The 19,316-nt window shown below is 59.0% G+C and carries 19 protein-coding genes and 1 pseudogene; 12 read left to right on the plus strand and 8 right to left on the minus strand.

All coding sequences use genetic code 11. The features are described 5' to 3' along the window. Positions 1 to 80 precede the first annotated feature (80 nt). Complete coding sequence (mnmA, locus tag QP891_RS03480; protein WP_284769821.1) at positions 81 to 1,166, plus strand: tRNA 2-thiouridine(34) synthase MnmA; 1,086 nt, start codon at positions 81 to 83, stop codon at positions 1,164 to 1,166. Next, positions 1,167 to 2,084: a uroporphyrinogen decarboxylase/cobalamine-independent methonine synthase family protein gene (locus tag QP891_RS03485; protein WP_284769820.1), complete on the plus strand. Its 918-nt coding sequence runs from the start codon at positions 1,167 to 1,169 to the stop codon at positions 2,082 to 2,084. On the opposite strand, the gene QP891_RS03490 is transcribed toward QP891_RS03485, so the two are convergent. The 4 genes from QP891_RS03490 to QP891_RS03505 are packed head-to-tail and all read right to left on the minus strand — an operon-like array spanning position 2,081 to position 4,588. Beyond that, on the minus strand, positions 2,081 to 2,371 hold the full coding sequence (locus QP891_RS03490; protein WP_284769819.1) for a hypothetical protein: 291 nt from the start codon (positions 2,369 to 2,371) through the stop codon (positions 2,081 to 2,083). The genes QP891_RS03485 and QP891_RS03490 overlap by 4 nt on opposite strands. 9 nt (positions 2,372 to 2,380) lie before the next feature. Further along, a complete protein-coding gene (locus tag QP891_RS03495; protein WP_284769818.1) occupies positions 2,381 to 3,379 on the minus strand; it encodes a serine hydrolase domain-containing protein in 999 nt (332 codons plus the stop codon). Further along, positions 3,379 to 3,876, minus strand: coding sequence for an ArsR/SmtB family transcription factor (locus QP891_RS03500; RefSeq protein ID WP_284769817.1), 498 nt, complete (start codon positions 3,874 to 3,876; stop codon positions 3,379 to 3,381). The genes QP891_RS03495 and QP891_RS03500 overlap by 1 nt, the downstream gene beginning before the upstream one ends. A 40-nt stretch (positions 3,877 to 3,916) precedes the next feature. Then, positions 3,917 to 4,588: a 3'-5' exonuclease gene (locus tag QP891_RS03505; protein WP_284769970.1), complete on the minus strand. Its 672-nt coding sequence runs from the start codon at positions 4,586 to 4,588 to the stop codon at positions 3,917 to 3,919. Positions 4,589 to 4,633: 45 nt separating this feature from the next. On the opposite strand from QP891_RS03505, the gene ligA reads away from it, so the two are divergent. Beyond that, positions 4,634 to 6,703, plus strand: coding sequence for an NAD-dependent DNA ligase LigA (ligA, locus tag QP891_RS03510; protein ID WP_410763635.1), 2,070 nt, complete (start codon positions 4,634 to 4,636; stop codon positions 6,701 to 6,703). A gap of 16 nt (positions 6,704 to 6,719) precedes the next feature. Here ligA and QP891_RS03515 read toward each other — a convergent pair whose 3' ends face one another. Further along, a complete protein-coding gene (locus QP891_RS03515; protein ID WP_284796341.1) occupies positions 6,720 to 7,382 on the minus strand; it encodes an ACT domain-containing protein in 663 nt (220 codons plus the stop codon). 199 nt (positions 7,383 to 7,581) lie between these two features. Here QP891_RS03515 and gatC point away from each other — a divergent pair, with 199 nt between their 5' ends. From gatC to QP891_RS03530, 3 genes are all read left to right on the plus strand, one after another. Continuing rightward, positions 7,582 to 7,878, plus strand: a complete 297-nt coding sequence (gene gatC / locus QP891_RS03520) for an Asp-tRNA(Asn)/Glu-tRNA(Gln) amidotransferase subunit GatC (RefSeq protein WP_005280231.1) — start codon at positions 7,582 to 7,584, stop codon at positions 7,876 to 7,878. Next, a complete protein-coding gene (gatA, locus tag QP891_RS03525; RefSeq protein WP_284769814.1) occupies positions 7,879 to 9,366 on the plus strand; it encodes an Asp-tRNA(Asn)/Glu-tRNA(Gln) amidotransferase subunit GatA in 1,488 nt (495 codons plus the stop codon). 104 nt (positions 9,367 to 9,470) lie between these two features. Then, positions 9,471 to 9,986: an META domain-containing protein gene (locus tag QP891_RS03530; protein ID WP_284769813.1), complete on the plus strand. Its 516-nt coding sequence runs from the start codon at positions 9,471 to 9,473 to the stop codon at positions 9,984 to 9,986. 77 nt (positions 9,987 to 10,063) lie between these two features. On the opposite strand, the gene QP891_RS03535 is transcribed toward QP891_RS03530, so the two are convergent. After that, entirely contained in the window at positions 10,064 to 10,387 is a 324-nt protein-coding gene (locus tag QP891_RS03535; RefSeq protein WP_005282483.1) for a membrane protein, read from the minus strand. Positions 10,388 to 10,434: 47 nt separating this feature from the next. Between QP891_RS03535 and QP891_RS03540 the strand changes: the two genes are divergently transcribed. From QP891_RS03540 to QP891_RS03550, 3 genes are all read left to right on the plus strand, one after another. Next, the gene (locus tag QP891_RS03540; protein WP_284769812.1) at positions 10,435 to 11,811 is read left to right on the plus strand and encodes a DHA2 family efflux MFS transporter permease subunit; all 1,377 of its coding nucleotides are present in this window, start codon (positions 10,435 to 10,437) and stop codon (positions 11,809 to 11,811) included. A gap of 24 nt (positions 11,812 to 11,835) precedes the next feature. Further along, positions 11,836 to 12,867 carry an ATP-dependent 6-phosphofructokinase gene (locus QP891_RS03545; RefSeq protein WP_284609250.1) on the plus strand — a complete coding sequence of 344 codons (1,032 nt, stop codon included), beginning with the start codon at positions 11,836 to 11,838 and terminating at the stop codon, positions 12,865 to 12,867. Between the two features lie 73 nt (positions 12,868 to 12,940). Next, positions 12,941 to 13,912, plus strand: a complete 972-nt coding sequence (locus QP891_RS03550; protein WP_284769811.1) for a bile acid:sodium symporter family protein — start codon at positions 12,941 to 12,943, stop codon at positions 13,910 to 13,912. Here the strand turns inward: QP891_RS03550 and QP891_RS03555 are convergent. Further along, a complete protein-coding gene (locus QP891_RS03555; RefSeq protein ID WP_284769810.1) occupies positions 13,902 to 14,687 on the minus strand; it encodes a DUF4261 domain-containing protein in 786 nt (261 codons plus the stop codon). The two genes, QP891_RS03550 and QP891_RS03555, sit on opposite strands and share 11 nt — an antisense overlap. 57 nt (positions 14,688 to 14,744) lie before the next feature. Here QP891_RS03555 and gatB point away from each other — a divergent pair, with 57 nt between their 5' ends. From gatB to QP891_RS03570, 3 genes and pseudogenes are all read left to right on the plus strand, one after another. Next, the gene (gatB, locus tag QP891_RS03560; protein WP_284769809.1) at positions 14,745 to 16,250 is read left to right on the plus strand and encodes an Asp-tRNA(Asn)/Glu-tRNA(Gln) amidotransferase subunit GatB; all 1,506 of its coding nucleotides are present in this window, start codon (positions 14,745 to 14,747) and stop codon (positions 16,248 to 16,250) included. 127 nt (positions 16,251 to 16,377) lie between these two features. Beyond that, a pseudogene (locus QP891_RS03565) lies at positions 16,378 to 17,431 on the plus strand (NAD(P)-dependent alcohol dehydrogenase). A gap of 202 nt (positions 17,432 to 17,633) precedes the next feature. Further along, positions 17,634 to 19,064: a YkvI family membrane protein gene (locus QP891_RS03570; RefSeq protein ID WP_005282500.1), complete on the plus strand. Its 1,431-nt coding sequence runs from the start codon at positions 17,634 to 17,636 to the stop codon at positions 19,062 to 19,064. Positions 19,065 to 19,136: 72 nt separating this feature from the next. Here the strand turns inward: QP891_RS03570 and QP891_RS03575 are convergent. Further along, a partial coding sequence (locus tag QP891_RS03575; RefSeq protein ID WP_284816948.1) for an integrase core domain-containing protein occupies positions 19,137 to 19,316 on the minus strand: 180 nt, incomplete at its 5' end.

A 19,316-nucleotide genomic window follows, 5' to 3' on the forward strand; every position in this document is an offset into this window, starting at 1 on the left:
GAATGGAATCGATTTAAGCTGCGTTGGGGCAAGGGAGTACACTTTCGGGCCTGTAGTCGAGGTATTTAAAGGGGAATGCAATGCGAGTATTGGTAGCAATGTCTGGCGGCGTGGACTCATCTGTCGCCGCCGCCCGTGCGGTGGAGGCTGGCCACGATGTCGTCGGCGTGCACCTGGCCCTGCATAAGGACGCGCAGCAAACGCGCGAAAAGGCCCGCGGCTGCTGTTCGTTGGAGGATTCCGCCGATGCCCGCCGCATTTGCGATAAGTTGGGCATTCCGTTCTATGTATGGGACTTTTCGGAGGAATTCAAGGAAGAGGTCATCACGGACTTCGTGGATTCCTATGCCCGCGGTGAAACCCCGAATCCCTGCCTGCGCTGCAATGAGAAGATTAAGTTCCGCGCGCTGCTGCAAAAGGGCATGGCCCTAGGCTTTGATGCCGTTGCGACCGGCCACTACGCCACCCTTGATGATGATGGCTACATGCGCCGCTCCAAGGATGAGAATAAAGACCAGTCATATGTGCTCGGCGTCATTTCCGCTGAGGAGCTGGAGCACTGCTTTTTCCCCATCGGTGATACCCCCAAGCCGCAAATCCGCGAAGAGGCTGCGGAACACGGTTTTTCCACAGCGAAGAAGCCGGATTCTTATGACATCTGCTTCATTCCAGACGGAAATACCCAGCAGTTCCTTGGATCGCGGATCGGCCTTCGCCCCGGCATGATCGTGGACCAAGAGGGAACGGAGCTTAAGGAACATGATGGTGCGTGGAACTACACCATCGGTCAGCGCAAGGGCCTGGACATCAAGGCCCCGGCTGCCGATGGCCGCCCGCGCTACGTTACCGATATCGACGCCGCAACGGGCACGGTGACTGTTGGCGCGCGCGAGGACTTGGCGGTTACCGCCATCCGGGCTGATCGCCTCAAGTACCTGCACCCTGGTATGGACGGCGACTTTGAGTGCGAGGTGCAGGTCCGTGCGCACGGTTCCGTAGTGCCGTGCATTGCCCACGTGGACCGCGCCGCTGATTCGATGCGATTGGAGCTCAAGGAGCCACTGTCTGGCGTTGCCCGTGGACAGGCCGCAGTGCTGTACCTGCCTTCCCCGGATGACCTGGGTGATATCGTCATTGGTTCCGGCACCATCTGCGAGACCGTGTAAATGACCGGATTCGCACTCGGGCCCATGCCCGGCACCTCTATGGCGGAGGCAGCGGACATCATTATGGGCGAGACCGAGCTTCCCGCCATCCCGCAGCTACCGGAACGCGGGCTGGGCTCCGATTCGGTGGGGCGTACCGCAAGCATGCTCGAGGCCATCACTATCGATCGCGGCCCCCGTTCGTGGCGCATGACGGCCCGTCCCCAGCTGCTTACTCGCCGCGCGTGGGACCGCCTCGAGCGCGATCTCGATGAGGTGCAGCAGGTGTGGGGAGAGACCGTCCCTCACGTCAAGGTACAGGCTCTCGGCCCCTGGTCGCTGGCGGCCAGCATTGAGCTTGCCGATGGCCACCGCGTCCTCACTGATTCCGGTGCCTTTGCAGAGCTTTCCGATGCCCTGCTGCACGGCATCCGCACCCACGCCACAGACGTCGCACGCCGCTTCCACGGCGAGGTCGTGGTGCAACTGGATGAGCCGCTGCTTGCCGATGTCATCGCTGGCCGCATTCCAGGAACCACCGACTTCGATTCGATACCCGCCGTCCCTGACGAGGTGGCACTCGAGACCCTCCTGCGCTTTGAGGCGGATTATCTTTATTGTCCGCCGCTGTGGTCGGTGGCTGGGGCCGCGACAACATTCCTCGTTGATGCGCACTACCGCGACCGCCTTTCCACCCCGGAGCATTTCGATGGGATGGGCGAGCACCTTTCCGAAGGCCGCCGAGTCGGTGTCGCACTTTCCGGCAAAGACGCGCGGGCAGAAGCAATTTCACTTGCCCGCCACCTGGACCACATTGGCATGCCGCGTGAGCTGCTCGTGGATCACTTTGATGTGTTTCCGGCTGGGGCATCGGCAAGCACCTTGCGCTCTGTAACCGAGACTGCCGCGATCCTCACCCGCGATGCGGGCGACCTTTAAGCGGCGCGCCCGAGGCTATCTGTCTTCGGAGACTTTTCACTGCGGTCTGTGTAAATACGCCAGGCGACGGCGCCCATGTGTAGGGAACAAGCGGCTACGAGAGCGTACCACCATCCGTAGTTGACTTCCCTGTACCACGGAACTGCGTTACCAATGAAGGCGATTATGACGATGCTGATAATCGCTGACGCGATAAGCATCCCCGGGGAAGATGGTTTTTTGAGCGCTTTCCATGTGCCCCACACTTCGGATGCGGTGATGGCGGCAAGGATTAGGGTGGTAATCATTGGAATTCCTTAAATGTCATCGAATAGCGCTTGGGCGAGGTCACTAGTCCACATCGGAGTGTCATTATTGGCGAAGGCTGCGCGCTTATTTTCCGGATCTATGATGAGCATTGTGGAGTAGCCACCCGTTCCGCCGTCGTGCCAGAAGCTTTGGTTGTCTTCGCTTTTTTGCCAGCCATAGGCCATATCGCCGTTATCCATAATCCACTCAGCGAAAGCTGCCATGTCATGTGCAGTCGATCGTAATGCGCCCGCTGCGGCATTGCTGCCTTCCATCTCCCATGGATCGGCCTCCCGGCCGGTGGCAGTAAGGCCCCGTGGGGCATCACCGGGGACCGCCCCTGGGGTCATGAGGTAGGTCTCCGTCATTCCGGCAGGTTGAAAGATTCTCTCCTGAAGCAGGTCTTCATAGGATGTATCTGCTGCCGTTTCCAGGAGGTGGCCGAGTAGTCCATATCCCATATTGGAATAAGTCTCTGTTCCACGATCTTTAAGATCCGCTTCGGTGGCAGCATCGAGGATATCTTGGGTGGTCTCACCTGCGTAGGGATTAGCACCAGTGACCGCCGTGATTGCATCAGCGAAAATATTCCCTTGTGCTAGCCGGGGTAATCCTGAGGTGTGGTTGAGCAACTCTTGTACCGTGACCTCGGAAATGGGTGCTTGGCCAACATCCAGTACATCGCCCACGGTGGTGTCAAGGCTTATCTTTCCTTCTTCCACAAGCTGGTGAGCTAATTCTGCGGTGAACATCTTGGTCACCGAACCGATTTCCACCTCGGTGTGTTCATTCGCACCGAGTCCTGCGAAGGTGGCTTTCCCTTCGTGCAGCGTGAAGGCGGTGAGATTATTGAAACCCGGTTCGGTGTGTTTGCGCAGTGTGGCGGACAGAGTGGCGTCGCCTGTTTCCGTGGTGGCCACAGCGATCCGCCGCGGCCCAATCATGAGTAAGAGGACCGCTGTCATGATGGTGGCGGTGATGGCTAGCGCCATTTTTCGCTTTCGCATTAGTGATCCTCGCTTGCGGTAATGATAGTGAGCAGGGGGATGACGCGGGCCGCTCGGATTGAGTATTCCCCGTTTGTCTTGGTGGTCCAGCCACCATTAGTAAGCGCACTGAGGTGATGGTAGGCGGTGCCGGTGGAGGTGACGATTTCCTCTTCCACCAGTTCTGTGGCGGTGGCTGGTGAGCTAAGTAGGCGGCGCAGGATTTCACCGCGCACGGGGTGTGCCAATGCAGCGAGGCGGTCGAGATTATCGGTCCAGTCTCCAGCGGTCACTGTGTTTGTTGGGCGCTGCCATTGGTAGACATAGGAGCCTAGGCCGGTGGTGATGTTGCCGCCAAAAATGACGGACCCCTCAGGAAGCTGGTCAGAAGGTTCAAGCGCATCCGCAAGCCACATGGTGGACTCGCTTGCGGATGATTCGATGGGGTCAGGGGCGGGGTTTTCGAGTTTTGTGACGCGAGCCTCGAGGTGGGCAATGCGCGATTCTAAGGAATCCATATTTCTAGAATTCCAAAACTCTAGAAATATGGCAAGGGAATTAGGAAATTAACGGCCACGCCGTCGAGACATCGGAGGCATCGCGCCCCTTGCCTTCTAAGTACTTCTTGAAGGCGACGCGGTCCTCGTACCACTTGACCGCCTGGAACTCCATGAGCTCGTTTTCGTCCATCTGCGCGAGGTTCGGGTAGTGCTGGCGAACCTGCTTCCAGGCCACGCGGGCGGCAGCGAGGGCATCGGCAGTGGCCTCATGCGCATTGCCCAATTCCACGCCGTAGTGCTCACACACCGCGCCAAGGGTGCGCTTGCCCTTGCGCCACTTATCGCTCACGCGGTCAATGACGTACGGGTCAAAGACCGGGCCGGTGACCGTGAAATCGCCGGTAAGGCTGCGCAGGACGGTAAGGTCAAAGGCCGCGTTATACACAATGAGCGTCAGGCCGTCGTCCCACGCTGCTTTGATGGCATCAACCGTGTCTTTGAGGACCTCCTCGTGTGGGCGGCCTTCTGCCTGAGCCTTTTCCGTTGTAATTCCATGCACGTCGGTGGCGGCTTGGGGGATCTCGACGCCGGGATCCGCAAGGTGCTCCACCTTTTGGACATCGCGTCCATCAATGCGGACTAGGGCTGAGGTAACGATACGAGCGTCTTTGGGGTTGGCGGAGGTGGTCTCAAGGTCGAAGGCGAGCATGCGGGAGGCGTCGAAGTTCATGGTCCATACCTTAGTAGCTAGCCCAGACATGGGGGATCGCTAGACTTGGATACCGTGACTAATCCAGCTGATGTGCAACGTGAATGGAACGACTTGGCGCAGGAAGTGCGCCGCCACCGCAACTTGTATTACAACGGTGAACCCGCGATTCCCGATGCCGACTTTGATGCGCTTTTCCAGCGCCTGGTGGACCTAGAAAAGCAGCACCCGGAGCTGGCGGTTCCGGATTCGCCTACCCAGCAGGTAGGCGCCGCGCCGAACGCCGGTGAGGATATTGAGCACCTCGAGCGCATGATGAGCCTAGACAATGTCTTTAGCGCCGGTGAGATGCAGGACTGGTTGGATAGGACGCCCGCCAAGACCTACCTAACGGAGCTGAAGATCGATGGCCTCTCTATCGACTTGGTTTACCGCAATGGGCGTTTGGATACCGCTGCCACCCGTGGTGATGGCACCGTGGGCGAGGAGATTACCGCCAATGCGCGGGTAATTTCTGATATCCCGCACGAGCTTACGGGCACCGAAGAGTACCCAGCCCCGGAACTCATTGAAATCCGCGGTGAGGTCTATATGCGCCCCGAGGATTTCGAAGAAATCAATGAGGAGCGCGCGGCGGACGGCAAGGCGCGGTTTGCCAATCCCCGCAACGCTGCGGCCGGCGGACTGCGCATGAAGGATCCCGCCGAGGTGAAAAAGCGCCGACTGCGCATGGTTTGCCATGGCCTAGGCGCGCGCGAGGGATTTTCCCCCTCCTCCCAGCACGATGCCTATAAGGCGATCGCCGCATGGGGGCTGCCCGTATCTCCCTATACCAAGCAGGTGCACTCCGCCGCAGAAGTACAAGAGGAAGTATCTTATTGGGCCGAACACCGCCACGATGCGATTTTTGAAATGGATGGGCTCGTGGTCAAGGTCGACGATTTGGGCTCACAGCGCCAGCTCGGGGCGACCTCCCGCGCACCGCGCTGGGCCATTGCCTATAAGTACCCGCCGGAAGAGGTCACGACGAAGCTGAAAAACATCGAGGTTGGTGTCGGGCGTACGGGGCGCGTTACCCCCTTTGCCATCATGGAACCGGTCTTTGTCTCCGGCTCCACGGTATCCATGGCCACCCTGCACAACCAGTCTGAGGTCAAGCGCAAGGGCGTGCTCATCGGAGATACCATTATTATTCGCAAGGCCGGCGAAATCATTCCAGAGGTACTAGGCCCCGTGCGCGAACAGCGCGATGGCAGCGAATATGAATGGAGCTTCCCCACGCAGTGCCCAGCCTGCGGCACGACGCTCGCCCCACAAAAAGATGGCGATGCTGACTGGCGATGCCCCAATACTCAATCCTGCCCAGCCCAGCTCTCCGCGCGCCTGGAATACCTCGCCTCCCGCAAGGGCCTCGATATCGAGGCACTGGGAGAGAAGGGGGCCATGGACCTCATTGAGAACGGCATCCTTACCGATGAATCCGAGCTCTTTGAGCTAACGGAAGAAAAGCTGCTTGCTTCCGATGTCTATACGGCCAAGCGCGATACGAAGGATAAGCGCAGCAAAAAAGAGGGCAACGCCAAGGTCAATACCGCGGGCAAGAACCTGCTCCAGAACTTAGAAGAGGTTAAAGACCGCGACTTCTGGCGGGTGCTGGTCTCGCTGTCCATCCGCCACGTCGGGCCCATTGCCGCCCGCGCCTTGGTAGCGCGCTACGGCTCCATGAAGAAGCTGCGTGCCGCTAAGACCGAGGACCTTGCAGAGGTAGACGGTGTGGGTGCAGTCATTGCTGAGTCCTTCCACGCCTGGTTCGAGGTGGACTGGCACCGCACCATCGTCGAGAAATGGGCAGAAGCCGGCCTAGCCATGGAGGTAGCCGCCGAGGACAGGAAGGAACAGACCCTAGAGGGGCTAACCATCGTTGTCACCGGCAGCCTCGAAGACTTCACGCGCGATTCCGCCAAGGAAGCCATCATCAGCCGCGGCGGAAAGGCAACCGGTTCCGTATCGAAGAAAACTTCCTACCTTGTCGCTGGGGCGAATGCCGGCTCCAAGGAGGATAAGGCCCGCGATCTCGGGGTGCCTATCTTGAACGAAGAGCAGTTCCACACGCTCTTAAACACCGGGGAGGTGTAGCCGCGCCGGGCTGGGCTTATTTGAGGAAGGCACCCAAAATCGTGCCGATGTGGCCGAGGTGCTCGACCTCAGAGGCTAAGTATTCTGGACCGCCGGTGCGGCCCATGGCGATGACCATCCCGGTATCTCCCAGGGGAGCGGCCGCCAGGGCGGAATCGAGCAGTGCCCAGCTTTCTGGCACCCACTCGTCCTTATCGGGGTGCAAGGTGCGTGCGCTGTCGATGTTGAGGTCGACCGGAATCGTATCGTCATCGGCAGGGGCTGCGTTTGAGGAAGCGACGCGGTGAATCGGCTCATTATTGTCAATGACGATGGCCCACGTGGAGGTCGCTGCCTTTGGAATGGCCGCGACGACTTCCTCCATTGCTGCCGTGACGTTTGAGGCATTGGCGGCCACGCGCGCTAATAACTCGATCTGTCCGCGCCGGTCCACGCGGCCGCTGAAGGGCCGAATCGAATCTATTTCCACGCCATGGACGGAGGAGGCGGCGGTGATGAGTGCATCAGCCATCGCGTCTGCGGGAAGCTCAATGACAATGTCATCCATGACGGTGCCATCCGGGAAGGTTTCTACGATGTCAACCGATTGGATATTTCCGTCAACCAGCCCGAAGGCCTCCGAAAGCTGGCCCAAACTACCAGGGGTATCGGGAAGCAGGACACGGATTAGGTAAGACATTAAGTCGCACGCTTTCAGTAGCTTGTAGTCCCATTTACGATACCTGGGTCACAGTGCGGCGTTCAAGGGGCAATAATTCGGGGTGACTCGGCAACTGCGCGGGTTGGTGCAGTATTATGGTGCCTTAGCAATTTACATAGTACGCGCGGGAAAATAATTTTCACCTGCGCGTCGATTATGGAAAAAGGATGGAGTTCGCGTGTCTGAGATTTCGCGTGATGAGGTAGCCCACCTTGCCAAGCTTTCCCGCCTGGCATTAAGCGATGAAGAGCTAGCCCAATTCGCAAGCCAGATTGATGAAATTGTTGATTCCGTTTCCGCAGTAAGGAACGTGGACACTGAAGGCGTGGAACCGATGAGCCACCCGCACTCCGTGGATGCACCGATGCGCGAAGACGTCATCGTGCGCACCCTTACCGCCGAGCAGGCCTTGGACCAGGCGCCGGCCGTGGAAGATGAGCGATTCGTCGTGCCGCAGATTTTGGGAGGAGAGTAAATGACCAACGTTGTCGTACCTGCGGAGGGACTGACCTCTTTGACCGCCGCCGAGCTGGCGGACAAGATTCACGCGCGCGAGGTGACCTCCCGCGAGGTTACCCAGGCCTTTTTGGATCGCATCGCAGAAACCAACCCGGAACTCAACTCCTTCCTGCACGTGGGGCAGGAGGAAGCATTGGCGGCTGCCGATGCCGTGGATAAGGCCCTCGACGTCGGCGAAAAGCCTGCCTCGGCACTTGCCGGTGTGCCGCTGGCCCTAAAAGACCTGCTGGTTACTACCGATGCCCCCACCACCGCCGCATCCAAGATGCTTGAAGGCTACATGTCTCCCTACGACGCCACGGTGACCAAGCGCCTGCGCGAGGCCGGTATCCCAATCTTGGGTAAGACGAACCTGGACGAGTTTGCCATGGGTTCGTCCAATGAGAATTCCGCCTTTGGCCCAGTACACAACCCGTATGACACCGAGCGCACCCCGGGTGGCTCCGGCGGCGGCACGGCAGCAGCACTTGCTTCGGGGCAGGCTCCACTGGGCATTGGTACCGATACCGGCGGTTCCATCCGCCAGCCTGCGGCACTGACCAATACCGTTGGCGTGAAGCCTACCTACGGCACGGTGTCTCGCTACGGCCTGATCGCGGCCGCCTCCTCGCTGGACCAGGCAGGTCCGTGTGGTCGTACCGTCCTGGATACCGCACTTTTGCACGAGGTTATTGCCGGCCACGATGCCTTCGACGCCACGTCTGTGGATAAGCCGGTTGCCCCCGTGGTGGAGGCAGCCCGCGAAGGCGCGAATGGCGATCTGAGCGGCGTCAAGGTTGGACTCATCAAGCAATTCGAGCGCGATGGCTGGCAGGACGGCGTGATGGAGAACTACCACGCCGCCGTGGAACAGCTGCGCGAGCAGGGCGCGGAAATCGTCGAGGTGGACTGCCCGCACTTCGATGAGGCATTGGCCGCCTACTACCTGATCATGCCGTGTGAGGTCTCGTCCAACCTGGCCCGCTTTGATGGCATGCGCTACGGTCTGCGCGCTGGCGATGACGGCTCTCACTCTGCGGAGCAGGTCATGTCCCAGTCCCGCGCAGAGGGATTCGGACCCGAGGTCAAGCGCCGCATCATGCTGGGCACGTATGCGCTGTCCGTGGGCTATTACGATGCCTACTACCTGCAGGCGCAGCGCGTGCGCACCCTGGTTGCCCAAGACTTTGCCCGCGCCTTTGAGCAGGCTGACGTGTTGGTTTCGCCAACCACCCCGACCACGGCGTTCAAGCTGGGGGAGAAGGCCGAAGACCCCATGGCTATGTACAACTTCGACTTGTGCACCTTGCCGCTGAACCTGGCGGGCCTGTGCGGCATGTCCGTGCCTTCCGGTATGGCTGCAGATACTAACCTGCCTACCGGTTTGCAGATCATGGCACCGGCTTTCCAGGATGACCGCCTGTACAATGTGGGCGCAGCCTATGAAGCCAAGCGCCAAAAATAGCCGCGCTATCTAAAATCGTTGTCACTGTGAAATAGCTGCGGATTAGATAACGATTCGTTTACACCCCTGTCGGACGCCCATCCGGCAGGGGTAAATTATTGGGTATGACTTTGAAAAAGATTGCAACCGCGACGTTGTCCGTCTCCGCAGCTGCGCTCATGACCATGGGCGTCGCAAACGCTGAGGAACCCGCAGCAAACCCCGCACCGGCTGAGTCCGGTACCGAGGTAGCAGACACCACCGCCAAGAGCGACTTGGTGGAATCCCTGCCGGCAGACGCTGACAAGCTGGTACCGAATATTGAGGGCCAGACCATCACCGGTGAGCTGCACTCCGTCAAGGAAGACGGCAAGTTTACCGTGCAGTTCGACAAGGATCAGTCCTTGGTTCTCGATGATGGCTGCAATATCTACACCACCTCCTACGATGTGGATAAGGATGGCACCATCCACGTAGGTGACTTCGCCTCCACCTTGGCGGCGTGCGATGACCACACCCAGGCACTTTCTGATTCCCTGCGTGACGTACTCGAGTCCGAGCCTTCCTTCTATGCTCTGCCTGACGGCCAGGCCGCACTGGGCACTGAGGACAACGCCGTTGTCTTCAACGTTGTTGAGTAAATACTCACAAAACCACTCAGCACCATGATCCTCCTTAGTGGGGGACCATGGTGCTGTTGTTTATGTGGCGGGGTGGACTACTTGGCATCGGAAAGCGCGTAGGCGGCTCCGGCAGAGGCGGCCGTCACGGCGAGGACTGCTGGCCAAGAGCCAATCTTCTTTGCCAATGGGTGGGAGGCGCCGAACGCGCCGACATACAGGGCGGATAGGCCCGCGGTCGTGGCTGGATTGGTTTTCTTGGCCCAGGAACGGCCGGCCCACAGGCCCGCTGCGCCGAGGATGACGCCGCCGAGCGGGCGAATGCCGGTCTCGCGGGCGGTGACCCAACCACCGATAAGGCCGAGGGTAACGGTGGTGGCGGTGGATACGTCTTGTGGCTTTTTGATATCAATCATGGACATGGTGGCCAGTCTAGGCCTGATTTGTGTGCCCCGCTAGAATTCCTGCCATGACTGTGGAGACTAACCTGCCATCGGAGCGCCAGGCATGGCTCGCCATGTTCGCCCTATCCCTCGGTTTCTTTGTATCCCTGTTGGACCAGTCGATGGTGGCCATCGCCCTGCCGGATATTCAGGCGGATTTGGGCGCCACGGTCAATGAAATCATGTGGGTTTCGGCAGCCTTTTTGCTTGCCGTGGTGGTGCCGCTACTTTTTACGGGGCGGCTTGGTGATGTCCTAGGCCAGCGCGCCCTGTTTTGTATCGGGGTGGCGCTATTTGGGATCGGCGCAGTGGCCTGTGCGCTGGCGCCGTCGATAGAAGTGCTCATCGTGGCACGCATCGTGCAGGGCCTGGGCGCATCCTTGGAGATGCCACAGACGATGTCCGTTATTAACCGGGTATTCGCCCGCGAGCGGCGCGGGCGTGCGCTCGGGGTGTGGGGGATTATCGGCTCGGTGGCGTCATTGGCCGGGCCGCTAGTCGGCGGGTTCCTCGTGGCTTCTTTCGGCTGGCAGGCGGCTTTCTGGGTGCATATTCCATTTGTTATCGCCGCCATTGTGCTGGCCCTGCTGTGGATACCGAAGCTGCCGACGACGGCCCAGGACATCGATAAACCCTCGGCCATAGTCTCGCTCATTGCGCTTGGCTCGATTGTCTTTGGCATCCAACAAGGCCCAGAGCTGGACTGGGATTGGCGGGTGCTGGTGGTGCTTGCCATCGGCATAGTTGCAAGCATCGCGTTCGTGCGCCTGCAGGCTAGCGCGCAGACGCGCGGCTCCACGCCGCTCTTTCCGGTGGAACTCTTTCACAACCGCAACTATGCGGCCGGCTCCGTGGGCATTTTGACCATGGGCTTTATGGCAGCTTCTGTCATGTTGCCGGTGATGTTGTGGCTGCAATCGGTCAAGGGGCTATCCGCCGGAGAAGCCGGCATCATCGTGGCTCCCATGGCGCTGGTCTCGATGCTGATGTCACCCATCGCGGGCATCCTTACGGACGCGGTGAATCCGCGCTTGATGGGGCTGGTGGGATTTAGCCTCATGATCGCCTCGCTGTGTGTGGCCTGGTGGGTCATGCATGCCGATGCCAATCCGTGGTGGCTGGCATTGCCCATCGCCGCCCTAGGAATTGGCCAGTCCTTTATCTGGGGCTCCAACGCGGCAACGACGCTGCGCGATATTTCACCTCATCACATGGGCGCAGCGTCGGGGGCGTATAACACCTCCCGCCAGGTGGGATCTGTGGTAGGCGTGGCTTTAGTCTCCGCCGTCATGCAAACGGGTAATCCGACCACAGCGATCATCAATTCGATTCTCGTGATTGTTATCGCGCTGGTGGTGGGGCTTATCTCCTCGCTGCGCTACGTGGACACGCTGCATCGATAAAAATCCTGCGCTAAATTGGGGATCATGCGTCTAGCTGTACTGACTTCCGGTGGCGATTGCCCCGGCCTGAATGCTGTAATCCGTGCGGTTGTGCGAACCGCATCCAACGAATTTGGCGATACCGTCGTGGGCTACGAAGACGGGTGGGTTGGCCTTTTAGAAGACCGTCGGCGCGATCTCTACGACGATGCCAGCATCGACCGGATTCTTCTGCGCGGCGGTACCATCTTGGGCACCGGCCGGTTGCACCCCGATAAATTCAAGGCCGGCTTGGAACAGATCAAGACGAATATGCGCGAGGCCGAAGTCGATGCCCTCGTTGCCATCGGCGGCGAAGGTACGCTCAAGGGCGCTAAGTGGCTTAACGATAATGGCATCCCCGTCGTGGGCGTGCCGAAGACCATTGACAATGACGTCAACGCCACGGACTATACCTTCGGCTTTGATACCGCGGTATCGGTGGCAACGGATGCGATCGACCGCCTGCACACGACGGCGGAGTCCCACAATCGCATCCTCATCGTGGAGGTCATGGGCCGCCACGTAGGCTGGATTGCTCTGCATGCCGGCATGGCCGGCGGCGCACACTACACAGTGATCCCGGAAGAGCCCTTCGATATCGCGGAAATTACCAAGGCGATGGAACGCCGCTTCCAGATGGGCGAGAAGTACGGCATCATTTGCGTGGCTGAAGGAGCCCTGCCGAAGGAGGGCACCATGGAATTTGAAGCCGGCGGCGTCGACCAATTTGGCCACCAAACCTTCAACGGAATTGGCCAGGTCATTGGCGATGAAATCAATAAACGCACCGGCTATGACGTCCGCACCACCGTGTTGGGCCACATTCAGCGCGGCGGCACACCCACCGCATATGACCGAGTCCTGGCGACCCGCTACGGCGTGCACGCTGCCCGCGCAGCGCATAACGGGGATTCAGGAATGTGTGTGGCCCTGCACGGCGAAGACATCGAGCTTGTGCCATTGGAAGAGGCCGTGGGCACGTTGAAGACGGTGCCAGATGCCCGCTACCGCAATGCGCAGGCGCTCTTCGGCTAAACCCTTTTCAGTTCCCCGCCGTCTCGAATATTAAGATCGCCCTCTCACATGGTGGGAGGGTACTCTTTTGTATATGAGTACCGATAGCGCTACAGAAAAACAGGAAGAACGGCAAGCGCTCATCGCGGCGCGGGGTTTTCCCATACTCGTAATCATCGGCGGCATTATTGGCTATATCGCCCCTGACACCGCGGCATCCTTTGCCCCGCAGGTAACGCCGCTGTTAGGCATCGTCATGTTCGGCATGGGGCTTACCCTCAAGCCCGTAGATTTTGCGCTCGTGGTGCGCAGGCCGCTGCCGGTGGTGCTCGGCGTGGTGGCGCAGTTCGTCATCATGCCGCTCATCGCGCTCGCCGTGGTGGCAGTCATGGATCTGCCAGAGGCGGTCGCGGCCGGAGTGATTTTGGTTGGCTGCGCCCCAGGTGGCACGAGCTCTAACGTGGTGTCCTACTTAGCGCGCGGCGATGCCGCGCTTTCGGTGACCATGACCTCCATCTCCACTCTCTTGGCGCCCATCCTCACCCCGCTATTGACCTTGTGGTTGGCCGGCGAACACATGCCGGTCTCCGCGGCATCGATGGCGTGGTCCATCGTTAAGGTGGTGCTCGTCCCAGTCATCGCGGGCATCGTCATCGGCATGCTGCTTCCCCGACTCGTGGCAAAGATTCAGGCGGCTTTGCCGTGGATCTCCGTTACCGCGATTGCCTTGATCGTGTGCATCGTGGTCGGCGGCGCGCATGACAATATTGCCACCGCCGGTGCGCTGGTCTTTGCCGCCGTGGTCATTCACAATGCGTGCGGCTACGGGCTGGGCTATCTCGCGGGTCGCTTTACCCGCCAGCCGGTTCCGGTGCGCCGCACCATGGCCGTGGAGGTGGGAATGCAAAATTCCGGGCTAGCTACCAGCCTTGCCTCTTCCTACATGAGCCCACTGGCCGCCTTGCCCGGCGCCGTCTTTTCCGTGTGGCACAACTTGTCCGGCGCGATTTTGGCAGCGCTGTGCCGCTTTAGCGATGCCCGCAGGGCACAGTCAGCTAAAAATTAATGGTGACAGCAGGGAAGTCTTGGTCTACGAACCAGGGCTCTTCCGTAATGGTGAGCGGAGGTTGGCCTTCCTCGAAGGCTAAGGTATCGCCGCCTTTGACGGTGGCGCCTTGCAGGATGTGGTTGGCGATATTTGCCAGCTTGCAATAGAGGTCTGTCGGATCCATCGAGCGGGTGCGCGCCTGGATTTCCGGGTGGCCTGCTTGGACTAGGCCCATGGAATAGCCGCGGAGCTCGCCGCCAGATTGGGTAATCCACACCGGTGCAATGTGCATGGGCGCGAGGTTATTGCGCACGGCATCATTAAACATCGCAGGGGAGATGGAGACGTTTCCGCGGGGGTTGTGGATGATGAGGCAATTGGGGTGCTGGGCTACGGCGGACGTCGCCTGGGACAGCAGCTCGAGGTGCTCGCGGCGCGGCTCGCGAAATTGATGGGAAAGGTCGTGTTCCTTGTTATCAGGAAGGAGCGAGACGAGCACCTGGGCGCCCGCGGTGTTGAGGTCGCAGGCATCGGCGCTCAAAATGGGGTGGAGGCCGTAACTATCTGGGGTGGGTGCAGAATCAATGGTCTGGTAGTGCAAGAGAAACGCGCCTTCGATAGGAACTACAAGGCTGCCTGGGTTCTTGCCGGGAGTGATTTCGCCGACGCGCGCAGAAAAGATGCCGCTGACGGCGTCTTTGATCTCATCGGTAGTGGGGGCGGTGGAAAAGACGGCGATGTTGATGAGTGGGGCATCGACAAGCGAATTGTCTACGGTATGTGGAGTCGTCATGACAGTCACCCTAGGGGCTAGCGCGCGAGAGTGCACGGACGTATTAAGATGGCACGCATGACTGCTGCGATGTATGACCTGATGGACTTTGACGAGGTCCTCGATAAGTATGAACCGGTAATGGGCATGGAAGTCCACGTGGAGCTGGATACGGAAACCAAGATGTTTTCCACTTCTGCCACGAACTTCAGCGCAGCCCCTAACTCCAATACCGATCCGGTATCGCTGGGCCTTCCCGGGGCACTCCCCGTGGTTAACTCCAAGGGCGTGGAGGGTGCAATCAAGATTGGCCTGGCGCTTAATTGCTCCATCGCGGAATCCTCGCGCTTTGCCCGCAAGAATTACTTCTACCCGGACCAGCCAAAGAACTACCAGATTTCCCAGTACGATGAGCCGATTGCCTATGACGGCTACCTCGACGTTGTGCTGGAAGACGGCACGGAATGGCGCGTAGAGATTGAGCGCGCCCACATGGAAGAAGACACCGGCAAGCTGACCCACCTGGGTGGCGCCGATGGTCGCATTCATGGCGCCACCGCATCCCTGGTGGACTGCAACCGCGCGGGCATTCCGCTCATTGAGATCGTCACCAAGCCCATCATCGGTGCTGGCGAGCGCGCCCCCGAAGTGGCTAAGGCCTATGTCTCGGCGCTGCGCGAGCTCGTCGCCGCCTTGGGTGTGTCCGATGCCCGCATGGATCAAGGTTCCATGCGCGTGGACTCCAACCTTTCCTTGCGCCCTATCGGCCAAGAAGAATTCGGTACCCGTACCGAGACGAAAAACATCAACTCCATGCGCTCGGTCGAACAGGCGGTGCGCTTTGAGATGCAGCGCCAGGCGCAGGTCTTGGACGATGGCGGCAGCATCGAGCAGGAGACCCGCCACTACCAAGAGACTGATGGTTCTACCTCTAAGGGCCGGCCGAAGGAGACCGCGGAGGACTACCGCTACTTCAATGACCCGGATTTGCCGCCGGTTATCGCCCCGCGCGAGTGGGTTGAAGAGCTGCGCGCAACCCTTCCGGAGCTGCCGTGGATCCGCCGCGCGCGCATCCAGGAGGAGTGGGGCATTAAGGACGAGGAGATGCGCGACCTGGTCAACGCGGGCGCGCTGGATCTCATCGTGGAAACGGTTGAAGCCGGCGCGAAGCCGGATGAGGCTCGTTCCTGGTGGGTGTCCTACCTGGCAGGTAAGGCCAATGAGCAGGACAAGACCTTGGCCGAGCTGGATATCACCCCAGCCCACATCGCCCGCGTCATCGCCCTGGTCAAGGAAGGAAAACTGACCACCAAGCTGGCGCGCCAAGCCGTCGATGGCGTGTTGGCGGGTGAGGGCGACGTTGATGAGGTCGTCGCCAAGCGCGGCCTCGAGGTCGTACGCGATGACGGCGCCATCGAAAAAGCCGTGGATGATGCATTGGCCGCAAACCCGGACATCGTGGAGAAGTACCGCGCCGGCAATAAAAAGGTCACCGGTGCGATTGTCGGTGCCGTGATGAAGGCGACGCAGGGCAAGGCGGATCCGGGTCAGGTTAATAAGCTGATCGCGGAGAAGCTGAGCTAAACGCCCACTAATCCAGCCGGTCTTCGGCCCTGCATCCGGCGGGGTCGGAGGCTGGCCTTCGTGGTTTTTAAATTGACTATAGTTTTCATTTGGGCAGGTCAGGGCGGTAAAGCGTAGACTATGTGACATGCCAATTAAATCTAAAGTTCTGCAAAAACGAGCCCGGGTGCACCATTTCGCACCGTAGAAATCGAACGCCGCGATCCCCGCGAAGATGACGTCGTCATCGATATCAAGGCGGCAGGCATTTGCCACTCGGATATTCACACCATTCGCAATGAGTGGGGCGAGGCTCACTTCCCGCTCACGGTGGGCCACGAGATCGCTGGCGTGGTCGAAGCCGTAGGGGACAAGGTCACTAAGTTTAAGGTGGGCGACCGCGTGGGGGTCGGCTGCTTGGTCAACTCCTGTGGGGTGTGCGAGCAGTGCCGCAATGGGCAGGAGCAAAACTGCCTGAACGGCTCGGTGGGAACCTATAACTCTGAAGACGTTGATGGAACCATTACCCAGGGCGGCTATGCGCAAAAGGTCGTGGTCAATGAGAATTTCGTGTTGACGATTCCAGAAGGCCTCGACTTTGATGTTGCCGCCCCGCTCTTGTGCGCCGGTATTACCACCTACTCGCCCTTGGCCCGGTGGCAGGTCAAGGAAGGCGATAAGGTAGCCATCGTTGGCCTTGGCGGACTGGGCCACATGGGTGTGCAGATCGCCGCCGCCAAGGGGGCTGAGGTCACCGTCATTTCCCGGTCCCTGCGCAAGGAACAAGAAGCCTATGGGCTCGGCGCGAAGCGGGTACTGGCATCGGGTGAGGACCCCGATTTCTTTGCTAACCACAAGGGCGAGTTCGATCTGATTTTGTCCACCATTTCCGCCTCCTATTCCCTCAATGACTACCTGCAGCTGTTGAAGCCCCGGGGGATTATGTCTGTGGTCGGCCTGCCCCCCCAGAGGAATTGGGAATCACCATGGGCAACCTCGTCGGTGGCGGCAAGGTATTGACCGGAAACAATATTGGCGGCATTGCCGAAACCCAAGAGATGCTGGACTTCTGTGCAGAACACGGTATTGGCGCGGTCATCGAAAAGGTGGGCGTTGATGACGTTGACGCAGCCTATGAGCGGGTTGTCGCCGGTGATGTAAAGTTCCGCTTCGTCATTGATACAGAAACTTTCGCGGATTAAGTATGTAAGCTACTTCATCGACAAAAGATGTTGTATTGTATTTCACGCACGTGCAAGTAGGATTTCGTTATTGGCTTACGTACCATGTGCACAGGAGCACACTCCTGCGCCGCGCCTCCCTGCATGCGTCGGGGGATAAGGAGGGGGCCTGGAACGCGCGCACTGGTGTGTGAAAATTATCCGCTACAAAAGTTAGGCAACTGTGTCTTATAAAAATATTCTCGCCATGGCCATGTCCTTCGTGGGCCTGCTGGTAGGCGCAGGCTTTGCTACGGGCCAAGAGGTCGTGCAATATTTCACCGCCTTCGGCTCCTGGGGTATTGCCGGCATTATTGTCGCAGCGGCCATTATGACGCTGGCGGGCACCGTGTTCTTGCAATTGGGCAGCTATTTCCACGCCACTGAGCACAACACGGTCTTCCGCAAAGTCACCCATCCCATCGTGTCCAAGCTATTGGACGTGGCCGTTATCATCACGCTCTTTGCCATCGGCTTCGTGATGCTGGCCGGTGCAGGTTCCAATATGGAGCAGCAATTTGGTTGGTCGGCTTGGATCGGCTCGACGCTGATGCTGGGGCTCGTGATTGCCGTCGGCATGATGGACGTCAATAAGGTGTCCAAGGTCATCGGTATGCTCACCCCGTCCATCATCATCGCCGTCATTGGCGTGGCCATCTACACCATGTTCCATATGCCAGACGATATTGGAGCGGCGATGGAAGCTTCCAGCCAAATCGATACCCCGATTGGCAACTGGCTGGTCTCCGCGCTGAACTACAACGGTCTGGCTTTGATGCTGGCGGTATCCATGTCGCTGGTCATCGGCGGCGATAATATTAGCCCGCGCGAGGCCGGCTGGGGCGGCATCTTCGGTGGCATCGTCTACTCCGTCATGATGGGCCTGGCAGGTTTTGCGCTGTTGATGAACGCCGAGGAGATCGAGGGCTCCGATATTCCGATGCTGTCCTTGGTCGATAGCGTCAACCCAGTCTTGGGTGGGATCATGGCCATCGTTATTTACCTGATGATTTTCAATACCGCCATTGGTATGTTCTACGCATTGGGTAAGCGCCTTTCCGCGGGCAACGAGGCAAAGTTCCGCGTTATCTTCATCGCCGGCTGTTTCGCAGGCTTCGGCGTCTCCTTCTTCGGTTTCAAGACCTTGATGCAGTACGTCTACCCGGTCATCGGTTATATGGGTATCGCGATGGTGGCCGTCTTGGTCTTTGCGTGGTTCCGCAGCCAGTCCAAGATTCAGGACGAGGCGCTGCGCCGCGAGCGCGTGCGTTCGCTGATGCACCTTAAGCTGAATCCGAACAAAGAATACGACGCAGATCGCTACGACGACGAGATTGGCCAGCACCTCGAGGATTCCAATATGGATAGCGAGTCCCTCTATGAAGAGCTCGTGACCGAGGTGACGGAAAAGCTCGACGGTGATGACGATGTGGACTTTGATAAGGAAGAATTTGAGAAGCAAAACCAGGACGATCACACCTACTACATCGAACGCGAGGGCGTAGAGCACGACCGCTCGCCGGAAGAGATTGAAAAGTGGATCGAAGAAACCGGTGCTATCGGTGACCCAGAGGAAGACGATGAGTCTTCCGAAGCGGAAAGCTCCCAGAAGTAATCTCGCCTTAGAGCAATAAATTTCCCTCCCCTGGATTTTGAACTGGCCCCCGAAAGTTGGACTGGTTTAATTCTAGGTGATGAGGGGTTCAAGGGTCTGATTCCGATATTGCATCGGGGTCAGGCCCTTGAGTCGTTGTTGGATGCGTTCGGTGTTGTACCACTGGATGTAATCTTCGATCGCTTGGTTGAAGTCTTCGACGGTGTCGAAGACTTCCCCGTGGTACATCTCGGTCTTTACGTGCCCGAAGAA

Source organism: Corynebacterium sp. MSK310, assembly GCF_030227355.1.
Classification (GTDB): Bacteria; Actinomycetota; Actinomycetes; order Mycobacteriales; family Mycobacteriaceae; genus Corynebacterium; species Corynebacterium rhinophilum.

Bases quoted from the DNA above. Each gene is read 5' to 3' on its own strand.
- mnmA (WP_284769821.1), top strand. From the start codon at position 81: ATGCGAGTATTGGTAGCAATGTCTGGCGGCGTGGACTCATCTGTCGCC.
- QP891_RS03485 (WP_284769820.1), top strand. From the start codon at position 1,167: ATGACCGGATTCGCACTCGGGCCCATGCCCGGCACCTCTATGGCGGAG.
- QP891_RS03490 (WP_284769819.1), bottom strand. From the start codon at position 2,371: ATGATTACCACCCTAATCCTTGCCGCCATCACCGCATCCGAAGTGTGG.
- QP891_RS03495 (WP_284769818.1), bottom strand. From the start codon at position 3,379: ATGCGAAAGCGAAAAATGGCGCTAGCCATCACCGCCACCATCATGACA.
- QP891_RS03500 (WP_284769817.1), bottom strand. From the start codon at position 3,876: ATGGATTCCTTAGAATCGCGCATTGCCCACCTCGAGGCTCGCGTCACA.
- QP891_RS03505 (WP_284769970.1), bottom strand. From the start codon at position 4,588: ATGAACTTCGACGCCTCCCGCATGCTCGCCTTCGACCTTGAGACCACC.
- QP891_RS03515 (WP_284796341.1), bottom strand. From the start codon at position 7,382: ATGTCTTACCTAATCCGTGTCCTGCTTCCCGATACCCCTGGTAGTTTG.
- gatA (WP_284769814.1), top strand. From the start codon at position 7,879: ATGACCAACGTTGTCGTACCTGCGGAGGGACTGACCTCTTTGACCGCC.
- QP891_RS03530 (WP_284769813.1), top strand. From the start codon at position 9,471: ATGACTTTGAAAAAGATTGCAACCGCGACGTTGTCCGTCTCCGCAGCT.
- QP891_RS03535 (WP_005282483.1), bottom strand. From the start codon at position 10,387: ATGTCCATGATTGATATCAAAAAGCCACAAGACGTATCCACCGCCACC.
- QP891_RS03540 (WP_284769812.1), top strand. From the start codon at position 10,435: ATGACTGTGGAGACTAACCTGCCATCGGAGCGCCAGGCATGGCTCGCC.
- QP891_RS03545 (WP_284609250.1), top strand. From the start codon at position 11,836: ATGCGTCTAGCTGTACTGACTTCCGGTGGCGATTGCCCCGGCCTGAAT.
- QP891_RS03550 (WP_284769811.1), top strand. From the start codon at position 12,941: ATGAGTACCGATAGCGCTACAGAAAAACAGGAAGAACGGCAAGCGCTC.
- QP891_RS03555 (WP_284769810.1), bottom strand. From the start codon at position 14,687: ATGACGACTCCACATACCGTAGACAATTCGCTTGTCGATGCCCCACTC.
- gatB (WP_284769809.1), top strand. From the start codon at position 14,745: ATGACTGCTGCGATGTATGACCTGATGGACTTTGACGAGGTCCTCGAT.